This window comes from Halomonas sp. JS92-SW72 (genome assembly GCF_003547075.1).
GTDB classification, from domain to species: Bacteria; Pseudomonadota; Gammaproteobacteria; order Pseudomonadales; family Halomonadaceae; genus Halomonas; species Halomonas alkalicola.
Map to the genome: position 1 here is coordinate 3199472 of NZ_CP032147.1, position 14150 is coordinate 3213621.

The 14150-nt window shown below is 68.4% G+C and carries 16 protein-coding genes; 5 read left to right on the plus strand and 11 right to left on the minus strand.

What is annotated here, in order from left to right:
* Positions 1 to 14 precede the first annotated feature (14 nt).
* From mtgA to D1793_RS15025, 3 genes are all read right to left on the minus strand, one after another.
* The gene (gene mtgA, locus D1793_RS15015; protein ID WP_119022873.1) at positions 15 to 719 is read right to left on the minus strand and encodes a monofunctional biosynthetic peptidoglycan transglycosylase; all 705 of its coding nucleotides are present in this window, start codon (positions 717 to 719) and stop codon (positions 15 to 17) included.
* 120 nt (positions 720 to 839) lie between these two features.
* Positions 840 to 1697: an S-formylglutathione hydrolase gene (gene fghA / locus D1793_RS15020; RefSeq protein WP_119022874.1), complete on the minus strand. Its 858-nt coding sequence runs from the start codon at positions 1695 to 1697 to the stop codon at positions 840 to 842.
* 76 nt (positions 1698 to 1773) lie between these two features.
* Positions 1774 to 2883, minus strand: a complete 1110-nt coding sequence (locus D1793_RS15025; protein ID WP_119022875.1) for an S-(hydroxymethyl)glutathione dehydrogenase/class III alcohol dehydrogenase — start codon at positions 2881 to 2883, stop codon at positions 1774 to 1776.
* A gap of 127 nt (positions 2884 to 3010) precedes the next feature.
* Between D1793_RS15025 and D1793_RS15030 the strand changes: the two genes are divergently transcribed.
* Genes D1793_RS15030 through D1793_RS15040 form a run of 3 tightly spaced genes read left to right on the plus strand, consistent with a single transcriptional unit; the run spans position 3011 to position 4813 of the window.
* Positions 3011 to 3967 carry a LysR family transcriptional regulator gene (locus D1793_RS15030; RefSeq protein WP_119022876.1) on the plus strand — a complete coding sequence of 319 codons (957 nt, stop codon included), beginning with the start codon at positions 3011 to 3013 and terminating at the stop codon, positions 3965 to 3967.
* A gap of 45 nt (positions 3968 to 4012) precedes the next feature.
* On the plus strand, positions 4013 to 4393 hold the full coding sequence (locus D1793_RS15035) for a hypothetical protein (RefSeq protein ID WP_205527561.1): 381 nt from the start codon (positions 4013 to 4015) through the stop codon (positions 4391 to 4393).
* A 6-nt stretch (positions 4394 to 4399) separates the two neighbouring features.
* Complete coding sequence (locus D1793_RS15040; protein WP_119022877.1) at positions 4400 to 4813, plus strand: c-type cytochrome; 414 nt, start codon at positions 4400 to 4402, stop codon at positions 4811 to 4813.
* 15 nt (positions 4814 to 4828) lie between these two features.
* Here D1793_RS15040 and D1793_RS15045 read toward each other — a convergent pair whose 3' ends face one another.
* From D1793_RS15045 to D1793_RS15080, 8 genes are all read right to left on the minus strand, one after another.
* Complete coding sequence (locus D1793_RS15045) at positions 4829 to 5635, minus strand: ABC transporter permease (RefSeq protein ID WP_119022878.1); 807 nt, start codon at positions 5633 to 5635, stop codon at positions 4829 to 4831.
* Positions 5626 to 6393: an ABC transporter ATP-binding protein gene (locus D1793_RS15050; RefSeq protein WP_240407685.1), complete on the minus strand. Its 768-nt coding sequence runs from the start codon at positions 6391 to 6393 to the stop codon at positions 5626 to 5628. The genes D1793_RS15045 and D1793_RS15050 overlap by 10 nt, the downstream gene beginning before the upstream one ends.
* Complete coding sequence (locus D1793_RS15055; RefSeq protein ID WP_119022880.1) at positions 6390 to 7397, minus strand: PQQ-dependent catabolism-associated beta-propeller protein; 1008 nt, start codon at positions 7395 to 7397, stop codon at positions 6390 to 6392. The genes D1793_RS15050 and D1793_RS15055 overlap by 4 nt, the downstream gene beginning before the upstream one ends.
* On the minus strand, positions 7385 to 8602 hold the full coding sequence (locus D1793_RS15060; protein WP_119022881.1) for an ABC transporter substrate-binding protein: 1218 nt from the start codon (positions 8600 to 8602) through the stop codon (positions 7385 to 7387). The genes D1793_RS15055 and D1793_RS15060 overlap by 13 nt, the downstream gene beginning before the upstream one ends.
* Before the next feature lie 75 nt (positions 8603 to 8677).
* Positions 8678 to 9334 (minus strand): hypothetical protein, encoded by a 657-nt coding sequence (locus tag D1793_RS15065; protein ID WP_162899984.1) that lies wholly within the window; start codon positions 9332 to 9334, stop codon positions 8678 to 8680.
* Complete coding sequence (locus tag D1793_RS15070) at positions 9331 to 10164, minus strand: quinoprotein dehydrogenase-associated putative ABC transporter substrate-binding protein (protein ID WP_119022883.1); 834 nt, start codon at positions 10162 to 10164, stop codon at positions 9331 to 9333. Before D1793_RS15070 ends, D1793_RS15065 begins: the two co-directional genes overlap by 4 nt.
* A gap of 92 nt (positions 10165 to 10256) precedes the next feature.
* Complete coding sequence (locus tag D1793_RS15075) at positions 10257 to 10733, minus strand: cytochrome c (RefSeq protein ID WP_119022884.1); 477 nt, start codon at positions 10731 to 10733, stop codon at positions 10257 to 10259.
* A gap of 106 nt (positions 10734 to 10839) precedes the next feature.
* Entirely contained in the window at positions 10840 to 12663 is a 1824-nt protein-coding gene (locus D1793_RS15080; RefSeq protein WP_119022885.1) for a methanol/ethanol family PQQ-dependent dehydrogenase, read from the minus strand.
* 357 nt (positions 12664 to 13020) lie between these two features.
* On the opposite strand from D1793_RS15080, the gene pqqA reads away from it, so the two are divergent.
* Together pqqA and pqqB are read left to right on the plus strand one after the other, a co-directional pair.
* Entirely contained in the window at positions 13021 to 13092 is a 72-nt protein-coding gene (pqqA, locus tag D1793_RS15085) for a pyrroloquinoline quinone precursor peptide PqqA (RefSeq protein ID WP_119023712.1), read from the plus strand.
* Between the two features lie 86 nt (positions 13093 to 13178).
* Complete coding sequence (gene pqqB, locus D1793_RS15090; protein ID WP_119022886.1) at positions 13179 to 14108, plus strand: pyrroloquinoline quinone biosynthesis protein PqqB; 930 nt, start codon at positions 13179 to 13181, stop codon at positions 14106 to 14108.
* The last annotated feature ends 42 nt before the right edge of the window (positions 14109 to 14150 follow it).

Here is a 14150-nt window from a genome sequence, read left to right on the forward strand (position 1 = left end):
GCGGGCAGACGAGGCTAGAGTCTTTCAAGATAGGCCGGCCCGCCCAGGTTGTTCATCTGCTGGCGGATCCAGACGCTGCGCCGCTCAACGTGGGGGCTGGGGCGCGCCGCATCCCAGCCCCGCGGGTTGGGCAGGATGGCCGCCAGGCGGCTGGCCTGCACGGCCGTGAGCTGGCCGGCGGAGACCCCGAAATAGTGCTGGGCCGCGGCCTCCAGGCCAAACACGCCGCTGTCCCATTCGGCGACGTTGAGGTAGACCTCGAGGATGCGCTGCTTGGGCCACAGGGTCTCGATCAGCAGGGTGAACCACGCCTCCAGCCCCTTGCGCGCCCAGCTGCGCCCGGTCCACAGGAAGAGATTCTTGGCGGTCTGCTGGCTCAGGGTGCTGGCCCCGCGCAGGCGCCCCCCGGCGCGATTGGACTCCCAGGCTCGGCGCATCTCCACCAGGTCGAAGCCGCGATGCTCGGGAAAGCGCTGATCCTCGGCGGCGATCACCGCCAGCTTGGCGTGGTCGGAGAGCGCCTCCCAGGGGCGCCACTGGTGGCGAAGCTCGATGGGCTCCCGGGCGATCCAGGACTGCACCTTGCGCTCCACCATCACCATGGAACCGAACACCGGCACCTGGCGAAACAGCAGCACCAGCAGCACCGAGAGCACCACGAAACCCAGCAGGGCGCGCCACAGCCAGCCCCACAGCCGGCGGCCCCATGCCCTGACCATTCCTCTTCTCACTATCGCTCGACCCACGACCACTCGCCCCTGCGAACCCGACGCCAGACGGCCAGTATACGGGCTCGCATCGCGGCAAGGGAGGCACGCGGCCGGCGCATCCTCAACGCGCTAGCGGTTCTTGTGCAGCCGTTCGGCGTGATAGCGCAGGTGGTCCTCGATGAAGGAGGCGATGAAGTAGTAGCTGTGGTCGTAGCCGGGCTGCCGCCGCAGGGTGAGCGGGTGGTCGTGCTCGGCGCACACCGCCTCCAGCCGCTCGGGCCTGAGCTGCTCCTCGAGGAAGTCGTCGGCCTCGCCCTGGTCGATGAACAGCGGCTGGCGGGAGGCACCGCGGGCCACCAGCTCGCAGGCGTCGTACTGGGTCCACTTGCCGCGGTCCTCGCCCAGGTAGCCACCAAAGGCCTTCTGGCCCCAGGGGCACTCCGAGGGATTGACGATGGGCGCGAAGGCCGACACCGAGCGGTAGTGGCCGGGCCGGCGCAGGGCCATGATCAGTGCCCCGTGGCCGCCCATGGAGTGGCCGCTGATCGACTCGCGCCCGTTCACCGGGAAGTGCTGCCGCACCACCGAGGGGAGCTCCTCGGTGACGTAGTCGTACATGCGATAGTGTTTCTTCCAGGGCGCCTGGGTGGCATTGACATAGAAACCGGCACCGCTGCCGAAGTCATAGCTGTCATGCTCGCCGGGCAGGTCGGTGCCCCGCGGGCTGGTGTCGGGGCAGACGATGGCGATGCCCAGCTCCGCCGCCAGGCGATGGGCACCGGCCTTCTGCATGAAGTTCTCGTCCGTGCAGGTCAGGCCGGAGAGCCACCACAGCAGCGGCACCCGCTCGGTCTCGGCCTGGGGAGGCAGGTAGATGGCGAAGACCATCTCGCAGTCCAACGCCCGGGAGCGGTGGCGGTAGCGCTTGTGCCAGCCGCCGAAGCTCTTGTTGGCCGACACCAGTTCCAGGTTCTCGGTCATGGTCATGGGGGATCTCCTGGCGGCCGGGACTCCTGTCCCGGCCGCGCTGTCGGGGGTCAAGGGCGGTACGGCGCCCGGCGCGTCAGTAGTGGAGGACGGTGCGGATGCTCTCACCCCGATGCAGCAGCTCGAAGGCCTCGTTGATCTTCTCGAAGGGCATGTCATGGGTGATGAAGTCGTCGATGTTGAGCTCACCCTTCATGTACTGCTCCACGTAGCCCGGCAGCTCCGAGCGCCCCTTGACGCCGCCGAAGGCGGAGCCCTTCCAGACCCGCCCGGTGACCAGCTGGAACGGGCGGGTGGAGATCTCCTCGCCGGCACCGGCCACGCCGATGATGATCGACTCACCCCAGCCCTTGTGGCAGCACTCCAGCGCAGAGCGCATGACGTTGACGTTGCCGATGCACTCGAAGGAGTAGTCGACGCCGCCGTCGGTCAGGTCGATGATTACCTGCTGGATGGGGTCGCCGTAGTCCTTGGGATTGACGAAGTCGGTGGCGCCGAACTGCTCGGCCAGCTTGAATTTCTCGGGATTGACGTCGATGGCGATGATGCGCGACGCCTTGGCCATCACCGCGCCCTGGATCACGGCGAGGCCGATGGCGCCGAGGCCGAAGACGGCGACGGTGGAGCCCGGCTCCACCTTGGCGGTGTTCATGACCGCGCCGATACCGGTGGTCACGCCGCAGCCCAGCAGGCAGATCTTGTCCAGCGGCGCCTCCTTGGAGACCACCGCGAGCGACACCTCGGGGAGCACGGTGTACTCGCTGAAGGTGGAGGTGCCCATGTAGTGGTGCAGCATCTTGCCGTTCAGCGAGAAGCGGCTGGTGCCGTCGGGCATCAGGCCCTTGCCCTGGGTGGCGCGCACACTGCCACAGAGGTTGGTCTTGCCGGAGAGGCAGAACTTGCACTTGCCGCACTCGGCGGTATAGAGCGGGATGACGTGGTCGCCGGGGCGCACGCTGGTGACCCCCTCGCCCACCTCCTGGACGATGCCGGCCCCCTCGTGGCCCAGCACCGCCGGGAAGTTGCCCTCAGGATCGGCGCCGGAGAGGGTGTAGGCATCGGTGTGGCAGACGCTGGTGGCGGCGATCTTCACCAGCACCTCGCCGGCCTTGGGCCCCTCGACGTCGATCTCGACGAGCTCCAGGGGCTTGCCGGGCTCCAGGGCGACGGCGGCACGTGATTTCATGGCGATATCCTCGTTGACGATGGGCGAAAGGTGGAAACAGTGTAGGCAAAGCGCCGGCCTGGGATAAACTGCATTAAAGACATGACATTGTTGTTCGACAGCAACAATTCTTCCTCACGAGGTGACCATGCAACGCTGGGACAGGGTGGAGGCATTCGTCGAGGTGGTGCGCCTGGGGACCTTCGCCGCCGCCGCACGGCAGCTGAAGGTCTCCAACTCCCATGTCAGCCGGCTGGTCAGCCAGCTGGAGGCCCAGTTGGGGACCACCCTTCTCTACCGCACCACCCGCCAGATTCGGCTGACCGATGCCGGGGCGCTCTACTACGAGCACTGCCACCACCTGTTCGACGGGCTGCGCGATGCCGAGGCCGCCATCAACGACCTGCAGGCACAGCCGCGCGGCGTCCTCAAGCTGACCTCGGCGACCACCTTCGGCGAACGCTTCGTGGCCCCGCTGATCAATGACTTCATGCGGCTCAATCCGCAGCTCGAGGTGCGCTTCCACTTCACCAACCGCCAGGTGGATATCATCAACGAGGGCTACGACATCGCCATCCGCATGGGCACCCTGAAGGACTCGACGCTGATCGCCCGGCGGCTCTGCGAACGCCACGAGTATATCGTCGGCTCCCCGGAGTACTTCGCCCGGGTGCCGGTGCCGCATACCCTCTCGGAGCTCTCCCGGCACCGCTGCCTGGTCGGTTCCCGGGATCACTGGCGGTTCGACATCCACGGCGTGCGCCGCGAGGTGCGCATCGAGGGCCCCTGGGAGGGCAACTCCGGTCCCGCCCTGCTCGACGCCGCCCTCAAGGGGCTGGGGCTGGCCCAGCTGCCCGACTATTATGTAGACCCCTACCTCGCCAGTGGCGAACTGATCTCGGTGCTCGACGCCTATCGCCATGACGACACCGCGGTATGGGCCGTCTATCCTCGCCACCGCCACCGCTCGCCCAAGGTCTATCAGTTCATCGACTACCTGGTGGCGCATATCGAGGAGCTGCTGCCGGTGCGCCGCAACGTCGGACCGACCCCCGCCCCCCCCTCGACGGCCGACGCAGTGGAAAAAAGCGGCAAGGTGCCATAGCTTGAAGGGTATCGACACTGGAGCTTCCACTCCCCCGAGGTCCCGATGAAGCACATCCTCCTGCTGTCGGGCGTTGTCCGCTCGGCCACTCTGCCCCTGCTGGCTCTCCCACTGCTCGCGCTCTCGCTGCTGGGCAGCCCCGCTGCCCTGGCCAACGACTACCCCACGGAGAGCCGGGTCGACTATGTGCTGGGCTGCATGGCGGCCAACGGCAACAACTACCTGACCATGCAGAAGTGCTCCTGCAGCATCGACGTCATCGCCGAGCACCTCAGCTACGAGACCTATGAGCAGGTCGCCACGGTGATGGGCATGCAGGACCAGCGGGGCGAGCTGGGGGTGCTGTTCCGCACCGAGCGCGGCATGCAGGACCAGGTGCAGGCCCTGCACCAGGCCCAGGCCGATGCCAACCTGCGCTGCTTCTGACGCGCCGTGACACGCCTTACCCTCCCCCCCCGCCAGCGTCGACTGCTGACGGGCATCGCCCTCTCGGCGGCCCTGGCCGCGACGCCCGCGGCGGCCGATGACGCCGACCGCCGCCAGGGCGAACGGCTGTTTCGCAGCCAGTGCGTCGGCTGCCACAGCCTGGCACCGGGGCGGCATATCGCCGGCCCCAGCCTGCATGCGCTGATCGGGCGCCCCGCCGGTGGCCTCGAGGACTTCGGCTACTCGCCGGTGCTGGAGGCCGCCGACTTCGAGTGGAACCCCGAGACCCTCGACGCCTTCCTCGCCGCCCCGGCGGAGTTCCTGCCCGGCAACCGCATGGTGCTGTGGGGACTCGCCGAACGGCCCCGCCGTCAGATCATCCGCTACCTCGAGGCCCTCGCGGCCGACGCCGCGCCCTGAACGCTCGCCTCGCCTTCAGTCGCCTCCGCCCTTGCGTGCCATCAGGCCGCGGGAGGGGTTGTAGCCGAGGATCGCCAGCGCCAGCAGCACCAGGGTCACCGCCACGCTGATCAGGATCGCCTCCCCGTTGAAGCGCTCGTAGAGGGCGAAGCGGAGCATCTCCACCGCGTGGGTGAAGGGGTTCCAGGCGGCGATCTGGTAGACCAGGTAGCTGCCCTCGCGGACGCGCCACAGCGGATAGAGCGCCGAGGAGAGGAAGAACATCGGAAAGATCACGAAGTTCATGACCCCGGCGAAGTTTTCCAGCTGACGCACGAAGGTGGAGAGCAGCAGCCCCAGGGCACCGACCATGAAGCCGGTGATCAGCAGCGCCGGCAGGATCCACAGGTAGCCCATCGGCGGCGCCTGGATGCCGTACCACCAGGCGATGGCCAGGAAGACATAGACCTGCACCACCGAGACCAGGGTGCTGGCCAGCAGCTTGCAGACCAGCAGGTACCAGCGCGGAAAGGGGCTGACCAGCAGCACCCGCATGCTGCCCATCTCGCGGTCGTAGACCATGGAGAGCGAGCTCTGCATGCCGTTGAACAGCTGGATCATGCCCACCAGCCCCGGCACGATGTAGACCTCGTAGAGGATGTAGGTCTGGTAGGGCTCGGTCATGGCCACGCCCAGCGCCATGCGAAAGCCGACGGCGAACACGAACAGCCACACCAGCGGCCGCACCAGGGCCGCGAAGAAGCGGCTGCGCTGGTGCAGGAAGCGCAGCAGCTCGCGCCCCACCACGCCGCGCAGGCAGTGCAACCAGGGCATCAGTTGCATGGCGCCTCCTTCCCGACCAGGCGATCGAAGGCCTCCCCCAGGGTGGCGACGCCGAGCCGGGCAGTGAGTGCCTCGGGCGTGCCGTCGGCCAGGAGCCGCCCGCGATGCAGCACCAGCACCCGGTCCCCCGGGCGCACCTCGTCGATCAGGTGGGTGGCCCAGAGCACCGCCACCCCCTCCTTGGCGCAGAGCCGATGGGCATGCTCGACCAGCTCGCGCCGCGAGGCCACGTCGAGCCCCACGGTGGGCTCATCGAGGAGCAGCAACCGCGGCTCGTGGAGGAGGCCGCGGGCGATCTCCACGCGCCGGCGCTGGCCGCCGGAAAGCAGCCGTACCCGGGTGCGCCGGCGATCGGCGAGGCCGACCCGGGCCAGCTGGGCCTCGGCCCGGCGGCGCGCCTCGCCGGGCCCCATGCCGTGCAGGGCCGCATGATAGGCCAGGTTCTGGCCAACGCTGAGATCCAGGTCCAGGGTCGGCTGCTGGAACACCACGCCGATCCGGGCATGGGCCTTCACCGCCTGGCGTCTCACATCGAAGCCGCCGATACGGATCTCGCCCCGGCGCCGATCGTGCAGCCGGGTGACCAGCGAGAAGAGCGTGGTCTTGCCGGCGCCGTTGGGGCCCAGCAACACCACGAACTCCCCGGCCGCGATGGCCAGGGAGATCGCCTCAAGCACCGGCCGACCGCCGTAGGCGAAGCTCAGGTCCTGGACCTCGAGGGCAGGTGCGCCCCCCTCCCTGGTGGGCAAGTCGCTCACGGTTCGACGATCACCCCCCAGGGGAAGCGCCCCACCGGGATCGAGCGGATCGCCCTCAGGCGGTCGACCTCGATCACGGTGACGTCGCCGCTCACCCCGTTGGTGGTGTAGAGGCGGCTCTCGTCGGCGTTGAGGGCCAGGTGCCAGACCCGCTGCCCCACCAGGATGGTGTCGAGGACCTCGTAGGTCTGCTGGTCCACCACCGCCACCCGGTTGGAGGGCCCCAGCGCCACGAAGGCGTAGCGCCCGTCGGAGGTCAGGGCGATTCCCACCGCCTGGACGGTCTCCCGAGGTACCCCGGGAACGTCGAAGCGGATGGTGTGCTTGACGTCGAAGGTCTCCTCCATGTCGAGGATCGACACCGTGCCGGCGATCTCCGCCGAGACCCAGGCCTCGCGCCCGTCGTGGGTGAACTCGGCGTGCCGCGGCCGGGCCCCCACCAGGCGGTGGTGGACCGCCTCCATGGTCTCGGTATCGATGATGTGCGCCATGTTGGAGGTCTCGGTGGTGGAGACCAGCCAGCGCCCGTCGGGGCTGATGCCCAGCCCCTCGGGCTCCACCCCCACGGGGATCTCGGTGACCAGGGTGCGGGCCTCGTAGTCGAGCACCGAGACGATGTTGTCATCCTCGTTGGAGACATAGATATAGGGGCGGTTGGGGTCGACGCGGATCACCTCGGGGTCGTCGCCGGAGGCCTGGCTGCGCACCACTCGGAGAGTCTCCAGGTCGATCATGTCGATGGCCTCGTCGTCGCCCACCGCCACGAACAGCTCGCTGCCGTCGCTGCTGAAGGCCATGGAGCGCGGACGACGGCCGACCGGGATGGTCTCCACCACCTCGAGGCTGGCGCCGTCGATCACCGAGATGGTGTTGTCCTTCTCGTTGGAGACGAAGATGCGCTCAGCCTGGGCGGCGAGGGGCAGCGCCAGCAGGCCACCCAGGGCCAGGCCGAGCAGGAGATGCCGGGAGGCCTGGGCCCGGCCCCGCGAAATCAGAAGCGACATGATGATTCCCCCTCATCGGCGCCGAGCGCATCGAGCGGCGTGCGTGGATGCAGATAGCCCTCCTGGGGCGACACCGAGGCCACCATGCGCGGGCCGGTGATCAGGATCGGCTGGCGCAGCTGGTGGTTCCAGGTGCGGTAGCTGACCGGGAAACCGAGGTAGCCGGCGAGCTCGAACTCCTCGCCGAGCATGTAGGCGAGCACGGCTTCCCGCTCGACGGAACCGGTGCGCGCCGCCGCCTCGCCCAGCGAGCGCACGGCGAGCCAGGCGCCGAAGTCGCGGGGCGTCATCCAGCGGTCGGCCAGCTTCTCGAAGCGGCGCTGCAGCTGCACCGCCCCCCAGGACTCGTGGGCCCGGTGCCAGGCGGTGGCCACCAGCCCCTGGGTACCCACCACCGGACGAGGGGCCCAGGTCTGGAAGGGGAAGTACTCGCCGAAGTAGTCGGTCTCGTCGGCGATCACCAGGACATCGTGGTCCGGGAGGTCCTGGACGAACACCGGGATCTCCCGCTGGATGGCGTGGAAGCCCCCCTCGGCGCGGCGCGCCATGGGGTCGTGGGGCCACATCTTGTCGCCGACGATGCGATGACCGTAGCGAGCGGCCGAGGCGCGCAGGGTCTCGGCGAGCAGGCGATCCTCGTCGGTGTTGCCGTAGACCAGCGCCCAGCGATCCCACTGCTTGTAGCCGAGGAACTGGGCCAGGGCATCGGCCAGCATCCGCCGGCTCGGCGTGGTGTGGTAGAGGTTGGGGTGGCAGGCCTCGCCGCGCAGGGCGTCATCCTGGGCCCAGGCGTTGAATACCACGCGTTCGCCCAGGGCCGGGTGCGCCATCACCTCCAGCAGCGCATCAGAGGGCAGGCCGCTGATGATCCAGTCGGCCCCCTGGTCGATCAGGCCCTCCAGCGCCTCGCCGACATCGCCCCCCGGCGCCACCTCGGCCTCGTGCAGCACGAACGCCTGGCCGAGAAACTGCGCCGTGGCGTTGTTGTCGTTGACCCCAAGCCTTGCTCCCTGGCGCCCCTCGTCATCGAGCACCGGGTCGAGCACCGAGAGCGGTTCCTGGTCGTCCGGCCGCTCCATGCCGAGATAGCCGAGGGTGATGGTCTGCGGGTCATCGGCCGGCAGCGTGGCCGACCAGCCCAGGCCGATGACGATACCGCCCAGCGCCAGCCAGCGCGGTAGGGGTAAGCGTGGCAGGGATCTCATGCAGGCTCCTCAGGCAGCCTTGGCTGCCTCTGTCTTTGGTCTTGTTGTGGTCATCTGCCCGGCGACACCTTGCCGCTAGGGCATCCGCTCCATGATCACTCGCACCATGCGGCTGAGGGTCTCCTCCAGCAGATAGGGCTGCTCGCACATGGCCGGCAGGGTCTGCTGGCGCAGTTGGAAGGTGCGCTGCTCCCAGAACAGGGCGTCCGAGAGCCGCTCGATCTCTTCCGGGCTCGCTCCCGTCTCGGCCCGCAGCGCCTCGAGCTCATCGATCATGGCGGAGATGGTGTCGAGGCGGGCCACCTGGGCGCGGCTCGCCTGGCGCACGCTGGCGATGGCGCGGCCGCGCTGGCGGTCGGTGAGTTCGAAGAGCCCGGCGAACAGCAGCGTCAGCCGCGCTTGTGCCTCGTCATCCTCCAGCGATGCCACGAAGTCGCTTACCCGCGCCAGCGCCTGCTCCGAGGGGGTATTGCGGGCCATGGCGAAGCGCACCACCCGGCCGACCTCCTCATCCTCCCACCAGCGCTGCTCCAGGTCGTCCAGCGAGGGGCCGGCCCAGAGGGTGCCCCAGGCCAGTTCGGGAATCAGGCGCTGCACGCAGGGCCAGTCGGGAGGTCCCGCCGCCGCGCGCTGGGCCTCGGCCGGCGGCGCAGCGCAGAGCAACAGGCCCGAGCCAAGCGCCAAGGCCAGCAGCGCGGGCGCGGCCCGTGCCGGCAATCGTGCGAGACTCATGGGTCACCTCCTGCGCCGGAGGAAAGCAGCTGGCCGCGCCGGTCGAGCAGGGGCACCCCGAATTCCTGGAGGATGGCGTGGATCTCGTCCCGGCGGCGGTCGATGAAGTCGTTGATCCAGTCCTTCCAGTGGGGCTCCCCGCGGCGCAGCCCCATGGTGATGCGGTAGTCCAGGCGTGCCCCCGAGTCATCGTCGACCAGCGGAATGACCCTGAGCGGCGGCTCCGCGCGGGCGGCGTAGTAGCCGGCCAGCGGCCCCCACAGCACGGCGCCCTCGGTGCGCCCGGCCACCACATCCTCGATGGCGTCGCGCACTGGTGCCCGGACCCGGGTATCGACCATCAGGGGATAGCTCTGGAGGATCGCCCCGGTGCGGCGCAGGGGGACCAGGGGGGGCGTCTCGGTCACCACGCCGATGCGCCGCCCCTGCAGCGCCGGATCCGTCAGGCGGGTGACCTCGAGGTCGGACGCCTCGGGCACCACCAGGGCGTAGACCGAGCGGTAGACTTCGTTGCTGTTCTGCACGAATTCGTAGCCGGCCACGGCGCCGATCATCACGTCGCAGACCCTCAGTTCCAGGGTGTTGCGCACGAATCCCATCACCTGAGGCGACCAGACATAGACCAGGGGCACGCCGAGGTCCTCGGCCATCAGCTCGGCGATACGGTTCTCGAAGCCCTCGCCGGCCTCGTTGCTGAAGGGCAGGTTGTTGCCGTCGGCACAGACCCGCAGGGCCTCGCGCTCCTGGCGCTCCGGCAGATCGGCCAGTGCCGGGCCTGCCGAGAGCAGCGCCACCAGCAGTGGCAGGCATCGAAGCAATCCTTTGGCCATGGGGCCTCCATTACCGGAAGGGTGGGCGGGCGGTTGGCGTTGGGACTCGACTCAGCATGGACGCCGCGGCCCTATTCCGCCTCCTCGCGGCGTTACTCGCTCTCGTCACCAGGCGCCTCGGCCTCTTCCGCCATCGATTCGATGATGCGTGGCCGGCCGCGGCCAAGCCCACCCTCGCCGCGGGCCTTCATGTAGCTGAAGATGTAGGGAATATTGCGCATCACGTAGGGATCGTCGGCGAAGGAGGGCATCACCTGCCCCGGCTGCACCTCGCGCCCCGCCGCTACCGTGCCGGCGAAATCGGCCCAGCCACGGCGCTCGGCGGCGCGGACAAGGTTGGGGGCGAAGGAGGAGCCCAGGCCGTCAGGCCCATGACAGGCCATGCAGGCGCGGGTGTAGACGAGATACCCCTCGTAGGTGTTGGGATCGACCTTGCCGTCCTCGACCACATAGTCGCCGGGCCGGTAGGGCGCCTCCCCCAGCTCCTTCGCCAGCGACGGGGGGACAAGCAAGAGACTCAGCAGGACAACAGGCAGGGAATGGCCGTAAAAATGCTGGAATACCGTCATGCAGACCGTCCTTCTCGTGGCACCGGGGGCAAGGCCCCCGGGGTCGGATAGGTCGGCGGGGCACGGGCGACCGCTCGAGCCCCGCCGGATGGACGTGGGACGTCGCTCAGTCCGGCAGTGCGAAGACCGTCAGCACGCCGCCGAGCTTGGTGTAGTCGCCCAGGGCCGAGAAGACGCCGACGGCCCCCAGGCCCTCCTCGGGATCCTCGAGCCCTGCCGCCAGGCCGATTCCTGCCCAGCCGCCGACCCCGGAGAGCACACCCACGTACTGCTTGCCCTCATGCATGAAGGTGTTCACGTTGCCGATGATTCCGGAGGGGGTCTTGAAGCGCCACAGCTCCTCGCCGGTCTCGATATCCACCGCCTTCACATGGCCCTCCAGGGTGCCGTAGAAGGCCAGGTCGCCGGCCGTGGCCAGGGCGCCGCTCCACACCGCGAAGCGCTCGTCGATCTCCCAGACCACCTCGCCGGCTACCGGGTCCCAGGCGATGAAGCTGCCCATGCGGCCTTCCATGCCGCCGTTCTGCAGCGGCGCCGGCATCATGGTCAGGGTCGCCCCCACATAGGGCTGGCCGGCCACGTAGTCGGTCTCGTAGGGCTCGTAGTTCATGCAGATCCGGTTGATCCCGGCGTAGAGGAGCCCGGTCTTGGGCGAGTAGGCGCTGGGCTGCATGTTCTTGGCGCCCATGGCGGTGGGGCAGATGTCGGTGGTGTTGACGTTCACCCCCTGGCGGAAGGTGCTGTACTCCTCGTTGACGTTGGGTCGGCCGGTCGCCATGTCATAGCTGTCGGCCCAGTTGGTCTCGGGGGCGAACTTCTCGGCCACCAGCAGCTCGCCGGTCTCGCGGTCCAGCAGGAAGCCGAAGCCGGTGCGGTCGATGATCGCCAGCCCCTTGCGCTCCTCGCCGTTGAACTCGACGTCGATCAGCTGGTTCTCGTTGACCCCGTCATAGTCCCACTCGTCGAAGGGCACCTTCTGGTAGACCCACTTGACCGTGCCGTCGTTGGGGTCGCGGGCGAAGACGGTGATCGCCCACTTGTTGTCGGCCGGCTCGCCATCCTTGGTGCGCTGGTCGGGGTTCCAGGTTCCCGGGTTGCCGGTGCCGTAGTAGATCAAGTCGAGGTCGGGATCATAGGTGACCCAGCCCCAGGGGGCCCCGCCGCCGCGCTCCCACTCGCCCTCGGGCCAGGTCGTCACCCCGAGGTCGGCCTCGCCGATGGGCTCGCCCATCATCAGGGTGGCGTCCGGGTCGATCAGCACCTCGTCGTCGGGGCCGGTGGAGTAGCCGCGCCAGACCATTTCGCCGCTCTCGACGTCGTAGGCGGTCATGTGGCCGCGGATACCGTACTCGCCGCCGCTGATGCCGACGATGACCTTGTCATGGACCACCAGCGGCGACATGGTGTTGGTCTCGCCGACGGAGTGGTCCCCGTTGCTGACGTCCCAGAGCAGCTCGCCGGTCTCGGCATCCAGGGCGATCAGGGTATTGTCGGCCTGGCCGAGGAAGAGTCGCCCGTCGGCATAGGCTAGGCCACGGTTGACGGTATCGCAGCACATCACGGGGATGACCCGGGAATCCTGGTCGGGCTCGTAGCTCCAGACGACTCGCCCCTCATCCTCCAGATCGAGGGCGAAGACCTTGTTGGGGAACGGCGTGTGGATATAGAGGCGTCCGTCGCCCACGTAGAGGGGGCCGCCCTCGTGGCCGCGCAGGACGCCAGTGGAGAACTGCCAGACCGAGCGCAGGTCGTTCACGTTGTCGCGATTGATCTGGTCCAGCTGGCTGTACCGGTTGCCCTGGTAGTTGCCCAGCTGGGTAGGCCAGTACTCGGGGTTCTGCTGCAGCTCCAGCAGGTTCTGGTTGGCATGGGCAATGGCTGCCGAGAGCATCCCGGCGGCGGCTGCCGTGCAGAGGATTGTACGTAGCATGGCGTGTCTCCGCGCATCGCGCTGGAGTGTGTGCCAGGGGGCGGCACACCTCGTTGTGATTGTTATCCTGATTCAGGCATTGACATCAGAAGGTCTAGCACAACTTAGGGCGGCGCTTGCCTCACCAGGGGGATTTCCGGCCCCGATCGAAGCAAAAGACTTTTGCCTCTCAGCAACAATGCGGCCACATCCCTGCCGGGGCGCATGATGACGGGACTGGTGATCCCCACCGGACATCGTGATCGGTTCCCACCCCGCCCCCTACGACCTTGGTCGCAAGGCAGAACTCGCCCGGCGTGCTTGACTGAGAGGTGCAGTCTGACGAAAACCGACCATCTGATGCGAGGAGGGACTCCCATGTGGACCAAGCCTGCCTACCAGGATCTACGCCTCGGCTTCGAGGTAACGCTGTACATTTCCAACCGCTGACCTTGAGCGGGAGGTGGTACCGACACGGCTGACGCTGCCCCCGGGTGCGTCGGCCTTTTCTTTGCCGGAATCTGCCGGAGAGTGACATGCAGGTATTGGTGCTTGGCGCCGCGGCGGGCGGGGGTTTCCCGCAATGGAACTGCAACTGCCGGCTCTGTCTCGGCGTGCGTAGCGGAGAGCTCGCGGCCAGGCCGCGCACCCAGTCCTCGATCGCCATCAGCAGCGACGGCGAGCGCTGGCTGCTCTGCAATGCCTCGCCCGACATCCGCGCCCAGCTGGCGGCCAACCCCGAACTGCATCCCAGGCGGGTTCCGCGAGACAGCGGCGTCGCCGCCGTCCTGCTGGTCGACGGCCAGATCGACCACGTCACGGGGCTGCTGTCGCTGCGCGAGGGGTGCCCCCTCGACGTCTGGTGCACGCCCAACGTGCACCAGGACCTGAGCGGCGGCTTTCCGCTCTTCCCGATGCTCGAGCACTGGCAGGGCGGCCTGGCCTGGCAGCCCATCGGCATCGACGAGGTGCATCTTGAGGCCACCTTCGAGGTGCCGGCCTGCCCGGGGCTGAGCTTCACCGCCGTGGCTCTGACCAGCAATGCCCCGCCCTACTCGCCGCGGCGGGGGGCGCCCACGCCCGGCGACAATATCGGCCTGCTGGTCGAGGACCAACGCCAGGGCACGCGTCTCTTCTATGCCCCGGGCCTCGGCCAGCTGGATGACCGGGTGCGGGGCTACCTGGCCGGAGCCGACTGCGTGCTGGTCGACGGCACCCTGTGGCACGACGACGAGCTGATCCGCGCCGGCGTCGGCCGCGCCACCGGGCGAGAGATGGGCCATCTGGCGCTGGCCGGCGATAGCGGACTGCTGGAGGCGCTGGGCACGCTGCCCGCGGCGACCCGCCGGGTGCTGATCCATATCAACAACACCAACCCGATCCTCGATGAAGCGTCCGAGGAGCATGCCACCCTGACCGCGGCTGGCATCGAGGTGGCCCACGACGGCATGCGCCTGGAGGTGTGAACCCTTCGGCACGTCCCACCGTCTCACGCAGAAGGGGCCTGA

Excerpts from the sequence above, each read along its gene's own strand:
- mtgA (WP_119022873.1), bottom strand. The coding sequence starts at position 719 with ATGGTCAGGGCATGGGGCCGCCGGCTGTGGGGCTGGCTGTGGCGCGCC.
- fghA (WP_119022874.1), bottom strand. The coding sequence starts at position 1,697 with ATGACCATGACCGAGAACCTGGAACTGGTGTCGGCCAACAAGAGCTTC.
- D1793_RS15025 (WP_119022875.1), bottom strand. The coding sequence starts at position 2,883 with ATGAAATCACGTGCCGCCGTCGCCCTGGAGCCCGGCAAGCCCCTGGAG.
- D1793_RS15030 (WP_119022876.1), top strand. The coding sequence starts at position 3,011 with ATGCAACGCTGGGACAGGGTGGAGGCATTCGTCGAGGTGGTGCGCCTG.
- D1793_RS15035 (WP_205527561.1), top strand. The coding sequence starts at position 4,013 with ATGAAGCACATCCTCCTGCTGTCGGGCGTTGTCCGCTCGGCCACTCTG.
- D1793_RS15045 (WP_119022878.1), bottom strand. The coding sequence starts at position 5,635 with ATGCAACTGATGCCCTGGTTGCACTGCCTGCGCGGCGTGGTGGGGCGC.
- D1793_RS15055 (WP_119022880.1), bottom strand. The coding sequence starts at position 7,397 with ATGTCGCTTCTGATTTCGCGGGGCCGGGCCCAGGCCTCCCGGCATCTC.
- D1793_RS15060 (WP_119022881.1), bottom strand. The coding sequence starts at position 8,602 with ATGAGATCCCTGCCACGCTTACCCCTACCGCGCTGGCTGGCGCTGGGC.
- D1793_RS15065 (WP_162899984.1), bottom strand. The coding sequence starts at position 9,334 with ATGAGTCTCGCACGATTGCCGGCACGGGCCGCGCCCGCGCTGCTGGCC.
- D1793_RS15070 (WP_119022883.1), bottom strand. The coding sequence starts at position 10,164 with ATGGCCAAAGGATTGCTTCGATGCCTGCCACTGCTGGTGGCGCTGCTC.
- D1793_RS15075 (WP_119022884.1), bottom strand. The coding sequence starts at position 10,733 with ATGACGGTATTCCAGCATTTTTACGGCCATTCCCTGCCTGTTGTCCTG.
- D1793_RS15080 (WP_119022885.1), bottom strand. The coding sequence starts at position 12,663 with ATGCTACGTACAATCCTCTGCACGGCAGCCGCCGCCGGGATGCTCTCG.
- pqqB (WP_119022886.1), top strand. The coding sequence starts at position 13,179 with ATGCAGGTATTGGTGCTTGGCGCCGCGGCGGGCGGGGGTTTCCCGCAA.